We start from the raw sequence: 18,234 nt of genomic DNA, 5'->3' as shown, positions 1-18,234 counted from the left end.
GGTAATTAATTCCCTTATAAGCCAAACTGCTTTTCTTTTTCTTCTTGTTCTTCTTTGCATTTGATACAAAGTGTAGCTTCTGGTCTCACTCTAAGTCTACTTTCGGAGATTTCATTTCCACATTCTTCGCAAATACCATAGGTTCCATCTTCGGTCTTTTGAATTGCTTTTGTAATCTTTTGAATCAGCTTTCTTTCTCGATCACGTTTTCTTAGCTCAATGTTTCTTCCGGATTCAGACATAGCTCTATCGACTGGGTCGGGAAATGGGTCGCCTTCGTTGATCATTTGACTCATGGTCTTTCCTGCAGAGCCTAAAAGCTGGATTATTTTTCCTTCTAAAATGTCCTTAAAAAAGCGAAGCTTCGAAAACTCCATGGGAAAAATTATATCATTTGAGAATGATCTGTAAATGTACTTATTGTCAATCACCAAAAGGATGAGCCTGAAGGGGCCTTCTCTCATCCAAGGTGCAAGAGAATATTGCTAGCCCAGAAATGGAGGCAAAGGTAAGCCCCTTACTCATGTATACTTAATTTAATTAAAAATGGGCTATTGAGAAGGAATAATGTTCAAACTCGTGAAATTGTCTGTCGTTGTCCCCGAAGAGGGTAAATCATTAGTTTCCGATTTTCTTCTCGGACTCGATGCCTTTTCTGTGGCCGAGGATCCACTGGATAATGGGAAAGTTGAGGTCTCTGGATATTTCTCGCAGGTTATTGATATTAATCATGTCATGGAGAAGTTAGAGGATTATGTCGGCTTCTTGGATAGCATTATGCAGGGAATTTCAATCGATAATATGAATGTGGAAGAATTTGATAAATCGAGTTGGGACTTGTGGAAGACGAAATTGGAGAAAGTAAAGGTCAGCGACAGGATAATTATAAGACCTCCATGGGAAAAATATCGTCCAACCGGTCTAGAAATTGTAGTTGAAATTAACCCTTCTCTGGCTTTTGGGACCGGTCATCACGAATCAACAAGACTGTGTATAAAGCTCATCGAGCGTTTGCTGGAAGATGCCGATTCTAAGAGTGTGCTCGATGCGGGTTGTGGAAGCGGAATACTTTCGATCGTTGCGGCGAAACTTGGTGCGAGACGAGTTGTTGCCTTTGATATAGACGAAATTGCTGTAAGGGAGACAAAAAAGAATTTGAAAATAAACTCCATTTCCGACAATGTGAATCTGGTTTGTGGGTACATAGAAAGCATCAAAGGAAAATATGATTTGGTGGTTGCGAATATATCAGTGGAGGAGTTGTTAAATATGAGGGATGAGCTCAAATCAAGGTTGAGCGAGGAGGGTTTGCTGATATTTTCGGGAATCCCGTTTTCGAGAAGGGATGAGGTGCTTATTGGAATGGAAACGTCTTCATTAATTTTACGGGAAGAATTTAGGGATGGCGATTGGATAGCCTTGGTTTTCGGTGTTGATTAAAATCTTCACTGGCGTAAACTTAAGAGATTTTTGTATGAGTTAACGGGTCTTGTATAAGAGGTCTTCGACATGTCTTCCTTTAAAACTATTGAATGGAAAGATGATAGGGTAGTGATGATCGATCAGAGGAAATTACCCATGGAGGAAGCCTACGTAGAATGTCTAACATATGAAGATGTAGCTAGGGCGATAAAGGAAATGGTTATACGTGGTGCTCCGGCTATCGGGGTTGCTGCTGCGATGGGGGTTGCACTTGGCGCATTGAAAAGTGAGGGAAAGGATAAAGGTGATTTTCTTAGAGAGCTCGAAGAAATATCGATGGTACTCTCAAAGACTAGGCCTACGGCAGTAAATCTTTTTTGGGCGTTGAGAAGAATGAAGGATGTAGTAGATAAGAATTATGCAGGGGATATTGAGCGTATAAAAATGAGCTTGGTTGAAGAGGCGAAGAGGGTATACGAAGAGGATGTTGAAACATGTAAGAAGATCGGCAGTGTGGGTGGACAGCTTATCGAGGATGGCTCTGTCGTTCTTACACACTGCAATGCCGGTTCTCTAGCAACCGCAGATTATGGAACCGCACTTGGGGTAGTGAGGAATGCAATTGAAAGAGGGAAAAGGATTAAGGTGATTGTAACGGAAACCAGGCCGTTTCTTCAGGGTGCCAGGCTTACTGCCTGGGAGTTGTATAAAGACGGAGTTCCAGTTTCACTAATAACGGACGGTATGGCGGGATATGTGATGAGCAAGGGCATGATAGATGCTGTGATCGTTGGGGCAGACCGGATTGCGTCAAATGGAGATGTTGCCAATAAAATCGGGACCTATTCACTCTCTGTTCTGGCGAAGGTTCACGGGATTCCGTTTTATGTAGCCGCTCCTATGTCTACAATAGATTTTGATTGCCCGAGTGGGGAACTAATCCCCATTGAGGAACGTGATACAAAGGAGATTACCCATATAATGGGGAATAGGATTGCTCCTGAAGTCAACGTATTGAATCCTGCCTTTGATATCACCCCAAATGAGAATATAAGTTCTATTATTACTGAAAAGGGTATCGCAAGGGCACCATATACGATAAGTCTAAAAGAGCTATTGTACTGATTATAAGTTACCCTGCGTTTCTAAATCAATTTTGCATGAAAGGCAAAGCCTTGCAAACGGCATTGCTATTAGCCTCTCCTCGTCTATTTCGTCACCACAGCTTTCGCAAATTCCATAACTTCCTTCGTCAATCTTCTTTAGGGCTTCTTCTATCTGTACGAGCTTCTGTCGTTCTCTGTCGGTGAGCATGAGAGATAACTCACGAGCCCTATCGCTCGTCGCATGGTCGTAAAAGTCCCCTACGTCAAACCGGAGATAATCGGTTTCCGTCTTGATAGATTGAGAAACGTCATCAATAAGCTCCTTTCTCATCTGGAAGAGGATGTCTTTAATTTGATTTTTGAATCGCGATTTTGATGTTTTTCCTTTGTTTTGTTTCTGCTTGGGAGTCGCTTTAGACACCTTTTTATTTTTGGCAAGTGGTTTTGTAGCTCCTTTCTTAGATGCTTTTTTTGCGATCTTCTTATCTTTCATTACTTTTTTAGGTTTCCTCAGATTTTTCTTTTGAGCCATAAGTTCTGATCCTGACTTATTGAGATTTTTTGGATTTGGCTATCTTATACTATCAATAAGAAGCATATTAAGATAAGTCTATTAATAAGTTTGTCAAGAGTATTTATTAACTTTTGCATTAAAACTCATTTTTTTCTTTCCAAAAATTTGGAGCAATCATAAGGTAAGATCCGATCTAGGAAAGATGTACATAAAGGAAGCGATAAATTTGCTGGTAACAGCAGGAAAGCATAGTGAATTAGATTAGTTAGCTATCTGATTTTCCTTCTTGCAAATGGAAAATAATTACTTAAAGTAACAGCGATTTTTGCTAAGAAACCACGGTGTCCACGAAAGGTACCAAATAAAAGAGAGTTTTGGCTAAGCAGGACCGGACTTATTTTAGCCATGGCCGGCAATGCGATTGGTTTGGGAAATTTCTTGCGGTTTCCCGTCCAAGCTGCAGAAAACGGGGGTGGCGCCTTCATGATACCTTATATTATCGCTATATTATCGCTTTTTTTGGTATCGCAGGAGCTGTATCAATCGCGAAATCGGGGGTGTTCAACCTGGGTTTCATCAGCCTTCCGGCGATATTTGCGGGATTGACCTCTTCCGTTGCTATTATCAAACCGGTAATATCGTTTTTTCAAGATGAGTTTAGGTTATCAAGGAGACCTGCTGTATTGCTCACTGGGGCCATTATTCTTATAAGCGCACCCTTAATAATATTCATAAATAGAACCCTTGATGAGATGGACTTTTGGGCTGGTACAATAGGCATCGTTTTGTTCGGATTTCTAGAGCTTATCATATTTATGCTTTCTTCGTGGGGTGTTAAAATTGGAATACTTGTTTTTTGCTTTATGATGCTTTTTAGAAATCCCGAATCTCTAGCTATTTTAATCTATAATAATAGCAATGAGAAGCAATGAAAAAATAGACCAAAGAAGCACTGCTAATATGAATTGAGAACCGTTTAATTCCTTAAAATCCTTACTGCTTGTAGAATTTCTTTTCCCATCTCTTGTAGTTCTCGGCAGCCTCTCTTATAACAGGTGTGAATATAGCGGCTTTTAATATGATCTTATTCAGGATGTTTATAGGAAATTTCACTGGTCTTACGAAATCAACGAACAAGACGGCCCGGAATCCAGATGTGTCATTCCAAACCTCATGATTGAACGTGTCATCAAAGATCAGGCTTGTTCCTTCTTCCCAATGCACTATTTCATCACCGATACGGATGCGGCATTGCTCTTTGGGTTCAGGTACTATTAGGCCTAAATGGTAGCGAAGCACCCCATTATAGGGTCCCTTATGAGCAGGGATATGTTTATTTGGCGAAAGAATAGAAAAAAAAGCAGTTTTCATACCAGGGATTTTCTTCAGGATACGAGCTGTTTCGGGGCAGCTCTTAGAATTCATTTCACCTTCTAATCCATAACCTGCGAGCATATATGTCTTCCATTGATTGTCATTTGTAATGGGCTTTGCCTGACTCGTTATTTCATGAAAATTAGGAAGCTCCTCTCTTCTTAGCATAACATTTTCAAGCTCGGCTCTAATTTTCATCCATTCATCCTCTACTTCTCTGACCCAGGGGAAAATAGAATTGTCATAGATACGAGGGTTGCCATAGACTGAAAACCTCTCAATGAGACCCTCAGCCCAATTTATGATGGCTGAGATATACTTCGGTGCATAATTCTTAGGAGGGTTATATGGTTCTTTTTGATTTATGTTTGACGAGTTTCCTTTAGAATACTGACCGGTGTCTGTGTATTTTGTTGGTTCATTCATCAAAGAAAACTCCAAGGGAAGCCTATATCATTCGGTTGAGGTGGCAGGCTTTAGTCTTTTGATCAAGATAATATCTTCGACTTGGTGTATCAAAAATAGTATCAAGGATATTGTAAGACCAAGAAAAACCAGAGGATAACCCACTAAGATAGCGGCTACTAGAAAGGCGAGAGAGTAGAAGTTCCTCCTGCCCATCGGACGAATGATCAAAATCAATTTATGAAGGATCGTCCTGTTTTCTTTCCCTACCAGTTTATCCACTTTGAAGTATGATACCAAACTGCCGGAGTTTGTATATTTATGTAGGAAATAGAATGACCAGATTAAAAAGAATATAAAAATCCCCAGGTTCAGCGCGCCAAATACCAAAACCAACGGACTCTTCGTGATATTATAATATCCAAATGTCACACCAATTATGAATGAGAGTATAGTCAACTGGTCCGAGACGGTATCTACCCATTGGCCCCTCTTTGTTTCCAAAAGCTTTATCCGAGCCACCTCTCCATCACACCGGTCGAGTACGGTTGCAATCTGAAGAAAAACGGCACCCCATACTGGGTGTCCAATCGCGTAAAACGGACCACAGAGCATTCCGATTATGTTAATTAAAATGCTGAGCATGTTTGGTGAAAGTGGCGTGCGAACTAGATACCGACTTAAGCGCAGAGAAATTTTGCTGTTTATGTTTTTTGATATCCACCCGGTCATTGTTTTACCGACGTGTGAAAATAAAAGATCTTCTGCCATCTTAGCTGATTTGTCATCCGAGGTAAGTCTCATCCAGTAACCATCTGAAAAATTTGTGAATGTTACTTTATCTCTACTGATTAGTTCCTGGACCCAGGACTTAAGATCCATAGAGTTCATTATAGATTTTTCGAGGAGTTTGCCCGAAGCCATGAAGGCTCCAACTGCTTTACCCCCGCTTAGGAATATGTCCTCTATACGGTCGCCTTTTGATTTTAGCCACGCATCCCGAGCTTGGTCTATCAGTAGTAAGATTTCTTCTTGATTGATTTTATGGTTAATCAAATCTGATAGAGCACTGGGTGTAGTTACCAGATTTGATTGTAGAATTAATGAGGGAGTTGAGCTAAAACTCACCGGTGTTCCAAGGGGATGCCACTCGATATCGCTTTCTATCCGTTTGTCATTAACCAGTAGGTTCTTTAAGGATGTATCGTCCTTTTCAATTATAATAGAAAATCTTTTTATACCGGCCCTCTGAGCCGTAATGATAAGACGTTTAAATTGGGGTATTTCTCCAAATACGATTTGACCAAATGGGCTTAGCTTTTCCCCATCCAAGCCGGTGCCGGCTGCTACAACTATTGCATGGTCCATCTTAATTAATTCGAATCTACAACTCGTAGTATCCTTTCTGTAAATGGTTTCTTAAGAAATTTATTGGAATTGAAACGTGCTTTAAATAGGTCACTAGGATAATCTACATCCATCCAAAACAAATCATTGATGTCGAGTGATTTTATCTTATACCCTTTCTTAATTAGTCTGTGTATAGCAGATATATACCACTTATTTTCTGCGCCATCGATCCTCATCTCTTCTTCAATTGCTCTTTTAAGGAATTCGACTCCGGTGTCTCTAAAAACCCTAATACCAACCGATTCAGCGGATGAACGGTTTGTTAGGGATTTACCAATTTCGATAATTCTTTTTCCCCGCATATGAACCTTCATATCTTCTTCTTCATAATTTTTTTTAACCTTGATGGGCAAACAGATCTTCTCTTCCCTGCCCCCAAGAGCCAGTTCGAGCACCTCAATCTCAAAAACATCATCACCGTTCATAACAACTATATCCTGCTCCATTTCTCCCCTGGCTATCCAAAGTGAAATGAGGCTATTGGTAGATTGATAAAAGGGGTTATAGAGTGTCTTTATTTTCATCCCTAACCCATCGTAATTCCGAAGAAAATTCTCAACTTTTTCAAAACCAAATCCTACCACTATTACTACTTCGTCGATACCACAATCTCTTATATGATTTATTTGGTGCTCAAGAATTGTTTCGCTTCCGATGTCGAGTAGGCACTTTGGTATATATTTTGTATAGGGATATAATCTTTTACCTCTGCCCGCTGCTAGTATCACTGCTTTCATATAATCTTCTCCGTCCTTAGTGTGATTTCTTCGAACCTTTCGAATTTAATTAGAAGGTCGTTAGAGGGAAATAAACGATTAAGGTACACCCTTGATCCTTCCTCCTTTTATAGCTAACATTTATAACCTCTCAAAATGATTATGTCAATATATTTAATGTCTTTTCTGACTTTTTGTGTCAAATTTTTGAGGTCTGCTTGTGAGATTATATAAAATCCTCGCAATTATTAATTTTTGTCCAGGCGGTTTGAATACCCAGATTAATTAAATTTTAGTGAGTCAAGGTTGAAAAAAAATCTAAGTCACCCCGAAATCTCATAAATTAATTACAGTTTGAATTGCAATATAGTCAGTTCTTGGCTACACTCAGCTTCGGTAATTCAGGTTTTATCCTTTTTATTCTGTTCTTGAGATCAACGTATACCAATCGTGGCTCGTGGTGCCTGCATTCTTCGTCACCATACGTTGCGAAGCTTGCGATTATTAGCGAATCGCCTTTTCTTGCTAAATGGGCAGCCGCTCCGTTCACGCATATTGCGTTAGATCCCCTCTTCCCTTCGATGACATATGTGAAAAATCTATGGCCATTAGTCACGTTAAATATATCAACCCTTTCGTAGGGATTTAAATCAGCAGCATCCATCAGGTTTTTATCTATCGTTATGCTTCCTTCGTATTCGACGTCCGCTTCAGTTACCGTAACCCTATGGATTTTTGATTTGAGGAGTACCCTCTCCATCTTCTTGTTCCTCCTTAGAGCCTGATGTTATCAATAAGCCGCGTACTACCGAGCCTCACCGCAATGGCTAATAAGTCGCCCCTTTCGGCCAAATCCTTACTCTCCAGCGTTTCTGGATCACAAATTTCCAGATAATCTATATCAAAAATATTAGACTGTTTTAGAATTTTTCCGCCTGTCCCTTTTATCATTGTCGATAGGTTGGAACCCGTATCAAATTCTTCTTTCATTTTATGAAGCGTTCTGATAATAGACCTGGCCGATTCCTTCTCATCGCTCGAAAGATACGAATTCCTAGAGCTTAATGCTAAACCAGATTCGTCTCTAACGATCGGACAGCTAACGATGTCGATATCGATATTTAAATCTTTTACCATCCTTTGAATTACCTTCAGTTGCTGGTAATCCTTTTCTCCAAATATTGCGATGTGTGGTTTTACGATATTAAATAACTTTAGAACTATGGTAGCGACACCCCTGAAATGGCCCTTTCTGTGGCGTCCGCATAGATGGTTCTCGAGTTTTTCTACTTCCACAAAAGTTTGAAAATCTTTTGGATAAATTTCTTCTGTCTCGGGTACAAATACAAGATGTACACCAAATTTATCCAATTTTTTTATATCACCGTCTAAATCCCGTGCATACTTCATATAGTCTTCGTCAGGGCCAAACTGTGTGGGATTTACAAAAATGCTGACAACGCAGACATCCGCTCTTTTCGTTGCTTCCTCTACTAGACTTAGATGAGCTGCGTGTAAAGCCCCCATCGTGGGAACAAAGGAGATGGTTTTCCCTTCTTTCCTTATCTCATTTGCTACTTCCTTCATTTTATTTACGGAGCTCAAAATTTTCATCGAACCAACATCAATCGTAAGAGTGATTCACGCTTGGAAATACTCCACCCCTTACCTCGTCTCTGAACTCTTCAACCGACCTCGTCATAATCTGCCTCAAGTTCGCGTATTTTTTAACAAATTTTGGAATGGGCTCTGGTGACAGTCCAACCATGTCGTTAATCACAAGTACCTGACCATCACAAAAGGGTCCGGCGCCAATACCTATTGTTGGAATGTTGATAGATTCTGTTATTTTTTTTGCAAGTCCCTGCGGGATACTCTCCAAAACAATCGAAAAAGCGCCGGCGTCTTCCGTTTTTTTTGCGAGTTCAAAGAGACCTTGTGCCTCGATTTCCTCCCTGCCTTGTATCTTATAGCCACCCATTTTAAGTACCGATTGTGGACAAAGTCCGATATGGCCAATTACGGGTATACCAGCCTTCTGTATAGCATATACAGTTTCAACGTAAGTATCTGTTAATTCAATCTTTACTGATTCTGCGCCGCCTTCTTTAATAATTCGGCCGGCATTTTTTACAGCATCATGTTTTGAAGCTTGATAAGACATAAAAGGCATATCGCTACAGAGATGTGCAGTCTTAACTCCCCTTGAGACAATTTTAGTATGGTAAAGCATTTCATCCATCGTCACTTGGAGGGTGTTTCCTAGACCCTGAATAACATTACCAAGGGAATCACCGACTAATATAATATCAACGCCTGTTTCGTCGATGATGTTTGCAGTAGACGCATCATAAGCGGTCAAGACAACTATTTTTTCATTTTGTTTTTTCTTCTCAACAATAGTTGGAACTGTTATTTTTGACATTTGAGTAATTAAGATATAAAAAAACCAGCAAAAGGATAAATTCCCCTTGCTGGTATTGTAATTGAATCTCTTAGCCAGGTACGGATCTTGTTCCGTCCTTTTTTCATTGCGTTCAAACCGCGCCTCCGTCTCGGTCACAACAGGTGATCAGAGCGGGATTTTAAATGGACTCCTAAGAACGAGAATATACTTCGCAAATGCAAGAATTTACACTATAGAGTAAAGAAGACTGGAAAAAAGTCAAATAGGTACCTTGACTATGATAATTAAATGAATTTCTCAGGCGGTCTTAACCAAGATCTCATGATTCGTACTTTCTTCCATCCACGAAAGCTTTGTGCTTTGTAATTTCTAATCGATTGAAATCATATTATAATCGTCGATAAGTCTGCGATTGGATGGAGGAGTAATAGCGAGGTTATTACTCCAAAATGACCTTTCCCGTAAAACCATGGTTCCTTAACTTGAGTGAAAGTTCTTCAGCCGTTGCTCTTTGCTCATAATGTCCAATTCTTACCCTGTAATAGTATTTTCCTTCTATATAAAAAGTCTCTACCCTTACCTCTTCATCAATTCGATGAGCCAACTCGTCTTTGAACATCAGAGCATTATTTTTATCGCTAAAGGAAGCCACTTGTATGGTGTATTTGGGATCAAAGAAATTACTCGACCGTCCCGGGGCCGAGATTACTTCTACTTTTACGTTAGCGGTCCCATTTCTTATTAGACCGATTGACTTTGCGGCTGCATATGAAAGGTCTATCATACGACCTTCGATAAAGGGACCCCGATCGTTAATCTTGACAATAACATCTCTACCATTTTCTAAATTAGTCACTCTCACCATTGTCCCCATTGGAAGGGTCTTATGAGCTGCGGTCAAAGTGTTCTTACTAAATCGTTCGCCGGTAGCTGTTGGCAAACCGTGCTCATCAATCCCATACCATGATGCTACGCCTATTTGAGAATTCTCACCTATTGGATGTTCTTTTATGCCTTTTGCAGAATCGCCGCTTTTTTTTGAAAATGCAGCACACGAAAAAAGGAGGGGCAGGGCCAATAGGAGGAGACCAGTTTCTCTTTCCATAATCACTAGGATTGTATCATAATGAAAAATGATTTTGAAGATTCTTTCTAAAGTATCTGTGAATATTCACTCATGGAGAAGAAATTACTTCGATCTTTACTCTTGCAATTCCCCTCTTCACCAATCCGATAGTCTTGGCAGCAGCATGTGAGAGGTCAATAATCCGTTTTTTCGAAAATGGACCTCTATCGATTATGTTTACAATGACTTCCTTACCGTTACGTAGATTGACAACTTTAACTATCGTCCCGAATGGTAAGAATTTGTGGGCTGCTGTAAATTTGTGCATATCGAAGAGCCTTCCACTGGCTGTTATTTTTCCCTGAAACTCGATCCCATACCAGGAAGCAAGTCCAATATTTGAATGATTCTCAAGAGCAAAACTTTTATTTTGATAAAATTGAACAGAAAGAAGAAAAATTAGCAAGACCAATTTTAGTATCATACCGGCCTTTATTTAACACAATATCATAGGTTTTTTCAACGTTTCTTGAGTTTATTTGTGATTATAATAAGATTATTAAATTATTTAATTTGTAGATGGTAAGTGCTTATGCAGGATACAGTTGAAGAATTTTCTCTAATTCAAAGGCTGCCCCCCTATGTGTTTGCAATTGTAAATGATATTAAATCGAAGGCGCGGGCAAGGGGAGAAGATATCATAGATATGGGGATGGGCAATCCCGATCAACCAACCCCAAAGCACATAGTTGATAAACTAGTTGAGGCTTCGCGGAGTCCCAAAAATCACCGGTACTCTGCTTCTGCGGGTATCCCAAAATTGAGACTTGCTATCTGTAATTGGTATAAGAGAAACTATGGGGTTGCTCTCGATCCTGAGTCTGAAGCAGTCGTAACAATTGGCTCAAAAGAGGGTATTTCTCATTTGATTCTTTCTATTATCGCACCTGGAGATACAGTAATAGTCCCCAATCCGTCTTACCCGATTCATTCATATTCGGTAATAATTGCTAGGGGAGAAGTTCAAAGCGTGCCTCTTATAGAAGGTCAGGATTTTATTGAGTCTATAGACCAAACTGTTAGAGAGGTTTGGCCTAAACCCAAGGTATTGATAATATCTTTTCCCAACAATCCAACCACCCGTGTTGTGGACCTCAATTTCTTTAAAGATATCACAGAACTCGCTAGGGAATTTGGATTGATTGTCGTTCACGATTTTGCTTATGCTGATCTATGTTTTGATGGATACAAGGCTCCAAGCTTTCTTGAAGCACCTGGTGCAAAAGAGGTAGGTGTGGAATTCTATTCGCTTTCAAAGAGCTATAGCATGCCTGGGTGGCGAGTTGGTTTTATGGTGGGAAATTCTCAAGTAATATCTGCTCTAAAGAGGGTTAAAAGTTATCTCGACTATGGTATTTTTCAACCGATTCAAATTGCTGGGATTTTGGCATTGAATGGCCCACAGGATTGCGTTAATCAGATTAGAGAGAGATATAAGTTGAGGAGGGATAAGCTTATTGAGGGTCTTACACGATCCGGGTGGGAAATTGCAAAACCAAAGGGAACGATGTTCGTATGGGCAGAGATTCCTGAGAGATTTAAAAAAATTGGTTCTCTTGAATTCTCTAAGTTGCTAATTGAGCAGGCAAAAGTTGCTGTATCCCCGGGTATCGGCTTTGGAACATATGGTGAGGGTTTTGTGAGGTTTGCCCTTGTTGAGAATGAGCAACGTATAATGCAGGCTGTCAGGGGGATTAGAAAGGTATTATCAAATAGTATCTAGTAGTTACAGTTAGATCTACACCAAAATTAAATAGATATAATCTTAATTATTGGTCAGAAGTTGAAATTATAAAATAAATCTGCACCTGAATTCTCACCGCCAACTTGACTATCCAATGTTAAAAAATCAAAAATTTCATATTCGATAAAAACCCAATCGGTGGTAAGGGTGCTAGTTCCAAGTGCAGAGTCCTGCGAGCCTCTTTGATACGAAACATACAAGTTTTCTGTTAAGTACTTCCCTACTTCGATTTCGGTCCCGCCCTGTCCGCTACCGATTCTCAAAACATCCGGCGATAAATCCTCGCCAAGGACGCCCTTGAGTTCATTTACCGCTATGCCTCCTGCAATTCCTGTTGCAATGCCCTGCAGTGAGTTTCTCTCACCCGAGCCGATCTTATCGGTAGAAGTACCAAATACGATATAAGATAAAATATCGGATTCTTGCATAGGAGGATCACTGCTGAACTTTATTTCAGGTTTCTTGGCAGTACCAACGATATTAATGAATGCGTTTACATTTGATACCTCATAAAGAGCCTGGATATCGAGTAAAGGATTGATTTCATCCTGTCCGCGAAAACTCACAGTTCCTCGCCGAATTGTAAATAGCTTTCCCAAAATTTTATAACTTCCTCGAACTGTGTTTGCAGTACCGAATATTTTAATATGTCCACCGTATTCCTTTTTGATATCGAATGTCCCCTTTATTTCGATGTTTGCACCTCTCCCCTTTACCCATGTGTTCCGGGGAATGGATGCTTGAACATCCATCGCGACATTGTCTTCAAAAAAATCTGTTTCCTTGGTGTCCTGAATGACAAACTCCTCTTTCTCATCTTCATCTACGAATTTGATTTCTGGCAACTTTTTTTTTGGCTCATCAGGAATGATAATCCGTGCCCTCGGAATTTTTAAGTCAGCCTCAATACTTATTTTCCCTTTGCTTCCCTTGAGTTCAATGTTTCCATCGATGTTTGCGGAAACAGCTTTCGGCTTGATTAGAAGATCATCCAGGGTTCCATTGATGGTATATGAGAGTGTATCAAGGTCAATTTCACCGCTAAATGTGCCTTTACCTCCGTCTGATAATATTTCAGCAGATCTTAGCAAACCCTTTTGTCCCTGGAATTCGATAAGTGAACTGACGATTTTAAATTCATTTCTGAGCGAATGTAACCTTAAATCAACATCTTCAAGCTTTAACCGGCCATTCATGCTGGGAAGCTCCACGCTTCCCGTGACAGTTAAATCAGCGATTAGAATTCCACTTATTTGTTTGATCTCTTCAATTAGACCAGCGAGTGGACTTAGGTCAACCCCGTTTGAACTTATTTTGAAGTTCAAAGTACCTCTTTTAATGTTAGGGACTATGTTTTTTAAATTAAGATCTGCATTGATTATGCCGTTTGCCGAAAAGATTTCTCTTTTGTCTTTAACAATTTCAAATTTGAGCTCGAGTCTTTTATCCAGGTAATTGATATTCAAGTTAGTGTTGTCGCTTTCAAACTTACTATAAGCAAGGTTTTGAGTATTAACATTTGCTTTGATAGTTAATGCATCTACTGTTCCATTCATTGCAATGTTTGCGGAAGCAATGCCTTTTAATGGAGGTTCAAGTTGCAGGACGCCCGAAATTTCATCAAGATTTAGATTACTTACATTTAAATCAGCGTTAATCATGCCATTAAAAACCAAGAGTCCGTTGGCAATAGCTGAGCTATTGTTATAGTGAATGTTAAATTTGTCTACGATAAGTTTTTTTGGTGCTATAGTAATTAATATAATTTCTCTATTTTTTAGAACCTTATCATCAAGATTTAGCTCTAGTTTGCCCATTTCTATTTTCTTTTCTTTGGATTTAAGGTCTTTCAGTTTCAGATCAACCTGATATTGTCGGACAGCGTCTTCTATGATAGAGATTTCCGCCGTAATGTCCTTTCCGATGCTTTTTGCAAGAAGATTGATGCTTTCAAAATTATTGTCTTTGATTGAAATTTTATTGATTGTTATCTCTGCATCAAGATTGGGGTTATTTAGATCTAAACTTCCCTTACCCCTGAGTTCTATAGATTTCGCTTTGTATTTTTCGTCGAACTCAAAATCGGAAACATCTGCTGAAACTGTAACTTTTGGTCTGTTTATCTTCCCTTGAACCTTCCCTTGCGCCTTTAGTGTGCCCTTGAAGTTAGCATTGGGAACGAATTCTGAAACAAGGTTCAGATTATTGACCTTTAATTCATATCCCAAATCCACACCTTTACCTTTTACCTTTGCCCCTGTTGTCTTGAATGTGAAGGAGTCTGAGTTTAAAAAAAGTGTTTGGACATCCAATGTATTATCGCTATAGACCGCATCTATCTTTCCATCCGATATTCTTAAACCTGAAAAGCTTGATGGAAGAAACTCTCCCTTTACGCTTGCTACAAAATTATCAAAGAAGGCTCCTTTAATGGGTATTGACTCTTTAGTTGCTAGGTTCGCAGTTATGTTGCTTTTGAGATTCTCCTGAACTAATACAGATGCCACATCTATATTCTTCAGAGATGAAACCAAATCCAATTTGACATTCAACCTTGTAACTTCTACCGTCCCTTTTGTTTCAATCTCGCCCAGGCTGTTGCCATTTATGGTCAAACGCTCTGTAGTGGCTTTAACTTTAAAGTCATCAAGCTCCTTCCAAGACCCCTCGATATTTAGACTAGTATTAAGAGTTGCACTAAGATCGTTCTTTAATATATCTGGCCATTTTTTTATTTTTCTGTCCAATGTTGTGAGTACTTCGGATGTGCTTATATCTTGCAAAGAGAGTTTAACGCCAAAGTCGTTTGTTCCATGCTTGGCCAATAATCTTTTTAGGTCAGCATTGCCACTGAATTTCGCCTCTCCAAATTCAGTTTTGACGTTTGCATTATTTATCGTAATATCGGTACCGCTCATTTTAATTTTTTCAATCGAGCCCCGAACCTTTCTTTCGAAAATCTTTGATTCCGGCACATTTATTTTTATCTCAGCATCGAAGTTCTCGGGGCTTATATACTTCCCTGAACCCTCTATTTCTGCGTTTATAGCACCTATCTTTTCGAAATTGTAACCATAGGCGGAGGCCTGAAATCTAAATTCAGGCTGCTTGAGATTTATTGCCTCTCCATCGAAATTAACTTTCGCTCCGTTTATTATTCCCTTTAGGTTTTCTATGCTTGCCTTTTCTTTCGAATATAAGGCATTTGCCGATAGCTCTTTCAGTTCGATATGTTGTTTGGGTGCATTTACATTTGCCTTTTTCAATTCGAGTTCAATTTTTTTGGTAATGCCTAATAACTTTACGGCGAGCTCTAATTCACGAATGTCAATATTCGCGACTTCGTTTTTTCCACGTTCGTCAATTTTTATATTGGCGTTTCTAAGTGAAAAGTTCGAAAGGATGATGCTCCAGTTAGTTTGGACATCTTCCTTTTTTACATCTTTTTCATCTACCGCCTTTTCCTTTTCCGAAACAAGGGTTTGGAAGTTCCAATTGCCGTCTCTGTATTGTATTAGGTTTACATCTAATCCACTTATCCGAATGTCATTCACGGGTATCACCTTGCTGAATGACATAAATCTATCGAGAATTATCGGGAGTGAATAGTCGACCGAGAGCTCTGCTATATAGACAAACGGTTCATTTTCGATTGAGAATTTAATATCTTTAACATTAATTCTATTAAAAAGGTTTCCTTCGATCCTGCCAATGGTGAATTTCTGATTCGTGATAGAACTTACGGCCCTTTCCGCAGCTTTTTTAATAGTGTCTCTGAAAAAATCTGTTTGAGTAAATATAAGGAAACCAATAAATAAAATGATCAAGCATAAAAAGAATATGCCAATTGTCGTCAGGATTTTTGAACGCATCTTAAATCTGACTTGAAGTTTAACATGAAATCAATCGTTGAATAGCTTTTTGATTAGAGATTTTCTTGCAAGATTCGGATTTTTTATCTATTTGTTCAGAATGCCTGACCTATGCTGATCCAAAACTGAACCCTCTTGATCCCTGGCTCAGGGTTGAGTGCATAACCAACATCAAATCTGACCGGTCCAATTATGGTGTCATACCTCAGACCGGCACCCGGTGCGTATTTCATCTCACCTAGTTTAAAGTTCCATTGCCTTGCATAGACGTTTCCATAATCGAAAAAAACCGCCCCGCCGAGACCCTTGTAAATTGGATATCTTGCCTCGAAGCTTCCGATGAGGAACGAATTTCCTCCAAGTGGATCATCGTTCCTGGCAAGAGGGCCAAGCTTTTGGAAAGGAAATCCCCTCATGCTGGTGCTACCACCTGCAAAAAATCTTTTGAATATCGGCACATCGAATGTGCCCGTAGATCCAAATGGTTGAATTACCCCGAGACTGAGCCTTTTTGCAAAAACTATATCTGAAATAGTCTTATAACCTCTGAGGTCGATTATACCCTTTAAGTAATTTACATCAGAAGCGAGTGCTCTGAATGACGATTCTAGACCTACAGACAATGATGTCCCCCTTGTGGGGTTTAGTGCGTTATCGGTCGTAATTCTATCAAATCCGAAGTTGAAAAATGTTAGAAAGACGTTATCACTGCTCTGTTCTTGGGGTGTCCTAGTTGTACTGCTGTCAATCTTTGCGTATTGTATATTAAAAGACCCAAATGTACTGTATTTTCTTTTAAAACTTTTTCTCACCGTAGTCGCGCTAAGAAGTGTTGTGCCTTCAAAGCTTGGTACGTCGTCTCTAGCTATATTAAGACTTGTGGAGAGCGCCGAATTTCTGCCAACTATATACGGTTGAATCAATTCCGTTTGGAACCTTTGAGTTATAAATGAGGCTTTAGCAGATGTTTGAAGAGTTCTTCCACTGCCAAATAAATTTCTCTGAGTCCAAACGATTTGCCCTCTTAACTTATCCTCAGTACCAAATCCTCCACCTATTTTCACTGTTCCAAAATCTCTCTCCGACAATCTGATTAAGGTATCTGCGGTCTTATTTTCTTCATTAAAATTCGTATCTATGAGCACTGATCTAAATACACCTAATTGAAATATCTTGCTCTGTGTATCGTCTATTTTCTGTTCGGAGTATATCTCGCCATTTTTATATAAGATCTCCCTCTCGATTAATGATTTTTTTGCTTTTTCGTTACCTTCGATCCTTATTGAACCGAATCTGTAAAGTGGTCCAGGGTTAATTTTATAACTAACCTTTGCCCATTTTCCCTTTCTGTTTACGAGTGCCTCACCCTTGATTTCCGCCTTTGGGTATCCATCATCAGATAAGTGTTCCGATATAACATCCTTCGTTGCTTCGTAGTCTTTTGCTGAAAATGCCTTATTTATCTTCAGCGGTACCGATTTTAAAATCAGTTTTTTGGTTTTATCGTCAACTTGTTCTTTATAATCAAATTCTAATACGGTAACGATGACATGTTCTCCCTCTTTAATGATGATTGTGATATCTACATTGTTTTCCTTTTCATTTAACTTTAATTTGTATTCTGCTGTCGCATCATAATATCCATTGTTCGCATACAGGGATTTAATTCGAAGCATGTCATCTTTCAGGACTTCTTCATCAAACTCGGGTTTTTTTATCCATGGCTTTAACGAAGGAAACTCGGTTGCTATACTTTCTTTAATTTTTTTTGCGGAAATAGCCTTAGCACCTTCAATTTTAATTCCTGAAATTCTAATTACTTCAGAGTCATTGTTAAGAGAGTTATTTTCGGCGAAGGAGTTATTTGAAAATAAAGAGATATTATAAAAAAATATCGTTAGTAAAATAGGATTTCTCAGTAGTTTGTACATTAAAGGAACACAACCACGAGTGTTTGAGTCTAAAATTCTCAAAGTCGAATCTAAATTATCCATAGTTGACTTTAAGATTCAAGATAAATGAAAAAGATAGAATTTTGGATGGCTCAGGATAATAAATTATATCAACCTATTGAGCTGTTTCTCTTAAATCTCCGGCGAGAGTTGAATGATTTTTTCACTTTCTTTATCAAATTCTTA

At 39.1% G+C, this 18,234-nt stretch carries 16 protein-coding genes and 1 pseudogene; 5 read left to right on the top strand and 12 right to left on the bottom strand.

What is annotated here, in order from left to right; translation table 11 throughout:
* Positions 1-14 precede the first annotated feature (14 nt).
* Complete coding sequence (gene dksA / locus VGA95_10620) at positions 15-377, bottom strand: RNA polymerase-binding protein DksA (GenBank protein HEX9666993.1); 363 nt, start codon at positions 375-377, stop codon at positions 15-17.
* 190 nt (positions 378-567) lie between these two features.
* Between dksA and VGA95_10615 the strand changes: the two genes are divergently transcribed.
* Complete coding sequence (locus VGA95_10615; protein HEX9666992.1) at positions 568-1,440, top strand: 50S ribosomal protein L11 methyltransferase; 873 nt, start codon at positions 568-570, stop codon at positions 1,438-1,440.
* A gap of 69 nt (positions 1,441-1,509) precedes the next feature.
* Positions 1,510-2,547 (top strand): S-methyl-5-thioribose-1-phosphate isomerase, encoded by a 1,038-nt coding sequence (gene mtnA / locus VGA95_10610; GenBank protein HEX9666991.1) that lies wholly within the window; start codon positions 1,510-1,512, stop codon positions 2,545-2,547.
* Here mtnA and VGA95_10605 read toward each other — a convergent pair whose 3' ends face one another.
* The gene (locus VGA95_10605) at positions 2,548-3,060 is read right to left on the bottom strand and encodes a TraR/DksA family transcriptional regulator (protein ID HEX9666990.1); all 513 of its coding nucleotides are present in this window, start codon (positions 3,058-3,060) and stop codon (positions 2,548-2,550) included.
* A gap of 387 nt (positions 3,061-3,447) precedes the next feature.
* Here VGA95_10605 and VGA95_10600 point away from each other — a divergent pair.
* Positions 3,448-3,549: pseudogene (locus VGA95_10600) on the top strand (hypothetical protein).
* 176 nt (positions 3,550-3,725) lie between these two features.
* Positions 3,726-3,974, top strand: a complete 249-nt coding sequence (locus tag VGA95_10595; protein ID HEX9666989.1) for a hypothetical protein — start codon at positions 3,726-3,728, stop codon at positions 3,972-3,974.
* A 61-nt stretch (positions 3,975-4,035) separates the two neighbouring features.
* Here VGA95_10595 and VGA95_10590 read toward each other — a convergent pair whose 3' ends face one another.
* From VGA95_10590 to VGA95_10555, 8 genes are all read right to left on the bottom strand, one after another.
* On the bottom strand, positions 4,036-4,842 hold the full coding sequence (locus VGA95_10590; protein ID HEX9666988.1) for an aspartyl/asparaginyl beta-hydroxylase domain-containing protein: 807 nt from the start codon (positions 4,840-4,842) through the stop codon (positions 4,036-4,038).
* A 27-nt stretch (positions 4,843-4,869) separates the two neighbouring features.
* Complete coding sequence (locus VGA95_10585) at positions 4,870-6,189, bottom strand: CDP-alcohol phosphatidyltransferase family protein (GenBank protein HEX9666987.1); 1,320 nt, start codon at positions 6,187-6,189, stop codon at positions 4,870-4,872.
* Positions 6,190-6,194: 5 nt separating this feature from the next.
* The gene (locus VGA95_10580; GenBank protein ID HEX9666986.1) at positions 6,195-6,968 is read right to left on the bottom strand and encodes a phosphocholine cytidylyltransferase family protein; all 774 of its coding nucleotides are present in this window, start codon (positions 6,966-6,968) and stop codon (positions 6,195-6,197) included.
* A 349-nt stretch (positions 6,969-7,317) separates the two neighbouring features.
* The gene (gene panD, locus VGA95_10575; protein HEX9666985.1) at positions 7,318-7,707 is read right to left on the bottom strand and encodes an aspartate 1-decarboxylase; all 390 of its coding nucleotides are present in this window, start codon (positions 7,705-7,707) and stop codon (positions 7,318-7,320) included.
* 14 nt (positions 7,708-7,721) lie between these two features.
* Complete coding sequence (panC, locus tag VGA95_10570; GenBank protein HEX9666984.1) at positions 7,722-8,561, bottom strand: pantoate--beta-alanine ligase; 840 nt, start codon at positions 8,559-8,561, stop codon at positions 7,722-7,724.
* A gap of 10 nt (positions 8,562-8,571) precedes the next feature.
* Entirely contained in the window at positions 8,572-9,372 is an 801-nt protein-coding gene (panB, locus tag VGA95_10565) for a 3-methyl-2-oxobutanoate hydroxymethyltransferase (GenBank protein HEX9666983.1), read from the bottom strand.
* Positions 9,373-9,793: 421 nt separating this feature from the next.
* A complete protein-coding gene (locus VGA95_10560; GenBank protein HEX9666982.1) occupies positions 9,794-10,459 on the bottom strand; it encodes a septal ring lytic transglycosylase RlpA family protein in 666 nt (221 codons plus the stop codon).
* 70 nt (positions 10,460-10,529) lie between these two features.
* Positions 10,530-10,904, bottom strand: a complete 375-nt coding sequence (locus VGA95_10555) for a septal ring lytic transglycosylase RlpA family protein (GenBank protein ID HEX9666981.1) — start codon at positions 10,902-10,904, stop codon at positions 10,530-10,532.
* A gap of 108 nt (positions 10,905-11,012) precedes the next feature.
* Between VGA95_10555 and VGA95_10550 the strand changes: the two genes are divergently transcribed.
* Complete coding sequence (locus tag VGA95_10550) at positions 11,013-12,203, top strand: aminotransferase class I/II-fold pyridoxal phosphate-dependent enzyme (protein ID HEX9666980.1); 1,191 nt, start codon at positions 11,013-11,015, stop codon at positions 12,201-12,203.
* 53 nt (positions 12,204-12,256) lie between these two features.
* Here VGA95_10550 and VGA95_10545 read toward each other — a convergent pair whose 3' ends face one another.
* Positions 12,257-16,096 (bottom strand): translocation/assembly module TamB domain-containing protein, encoded by a 3,840-nt coding sequence (locus VGA95_10545; protein HEX9666979.1) that lies wholly within the window; start codon positions 16,094-16,096, stop codon positions 12,257-12,259.
* A gap of 95 nt (positions 16,097-16,191) precedes the next feature.
* Positions 16,192-18,027, bottom strand: a complete 1,836-nt coding sequence (gene bamA / locus VGA95_10540; GenBank protein HEX9666978.1) for an outer membrane protein assembly factor BamA — start codon at positions 18,025-18,027, stop codon at positions 16,192-16,194.
* Positions 18,028-18,234: the final 207 nt, after the last annotated feature.

It is taken from the genome of Thermodesulfobacteriota bacterium, from assembly GCA_036397855.1.
Lineage (GTDB): Bacteria > Desulfobacterota_D > UBA1144 > Nemesobacterales > CSP1-2 > DASWID01.
The sequence above is the reverse complement of the archived record's forward strand: the minus strand, read 5'-3'. Positions and strand labels throughout refer to the sequence as shown.

What these genes read in the sequence shown, in the direction of transcription:
- VGA95_10605 (HEX9666990.1), bottom strand. Translation starts at nt 3,060, where the DNA reads ATGGCTCAAAAGAAAAATCTGAGGAAACCTAAAAAAGTAATGAAAGAT.
- VGA95_10560 (HEX9666982.1), bottom strand. Translation starts at nt 10,459, where the DNA reads ATGGAAAGAGAAACTGGTCTCCTCCTATTGGCCCTGCCCCTCCTTTTT.
- VGA95_10550 (HEX9666980.1), top strand. Translation starts at nt 11,013, where the DNA reads ATGCAGGATACAGTTGAAGAATTTTCTCTAATTCAAAGGCTGCCCCCC.
- VGA95_10555 (HEX9666981.1), bottom strand. Translation starts at nt 10,904, where the DNA reads ATGATACTAAAATTGGTCTTGCTAATTTTTCTTCTTTCTGTTCAATTT.
- panB (HEX9666983.1), bottom strand. Translation starts at nt 9,372, where the DNA reads ATGTCAAAAATAACAGTTCCAACTATTGTTGAGAAGAAAAAACAAAAT.
- bamA (HEX9666978.1), bottom strand. Translation starts at nt 18,027, where the DNA reads ATGTACAAACTACTGAGAAATCCTATTTTACTAACGATATTTTTTTAT.
- VGA95_10585 (HEX9666987.1), bottom strand. Translation starts at nt 6,189, where the DNA reads ATGGACCATGCAATAGTTGTAGCAGCCGGCACCGGCTTGGATGGGGAA.
- mtnA (HEX9666991.1), top strand. Translation starts at nt 1,510, where the DNA reads ATGTCTTCCTTTAAAACTATTGAATGGAAAGATGATAGGGTAGTGATG.
- VGA95_10580 (HEX9666986.1), bottom strand. Translation starts at nt 6,968, where the DNA reads ATGAAAGCAGTGATACTAGCAGCGGGCAGAGGTAAAAGATTATATCCC.
- VGA95_10590 (HEX9666988.1), bottom strand. Translation starts at nt 4,842, where the DNA reads ATGAATGAACCAACAAAATACACAGACACCGGTCAGTATTCTAAAGGA.
- VGA95_10545 (HEX9666979.1), bottom strand. Translation starts at nt 16,096, where the DNA reads ATGCGTTCAAAAATCCTGACGACAATTGGCATATTCTTTTTATGCTTG.
- panD (HEX9666985.1), bottom strand. Translation starts at nt 7,707, where the DNA reads ATGGAGAGGGTACTCCTCAAATCAAAAATCCATAGGGTTACGGTAACT.
- VGA95_10615 (HEX9666992.1), top strand. Translation starts at nt 568, where the DNA reads ATGTTCAAACTCGTGAAATTGTCTGTCGTTGTCCCCGAAGAGGGTAAA.
- panC (HEX9666984.1), bottom strand. Translation starts at nt 8,561, where the DNA reads ATGAAAATTTTGAGCTCCGTAAATAAAATGAAGGAAGTAGCAAATGAG.
- dksA (HEX9666993.1), bottom strand. Translation starts at nt 377, where the DNA reads ATGGAGTTTTCGAAGCTTCGCTTTTTTAAGGACATTTTAGAAGGAAAA.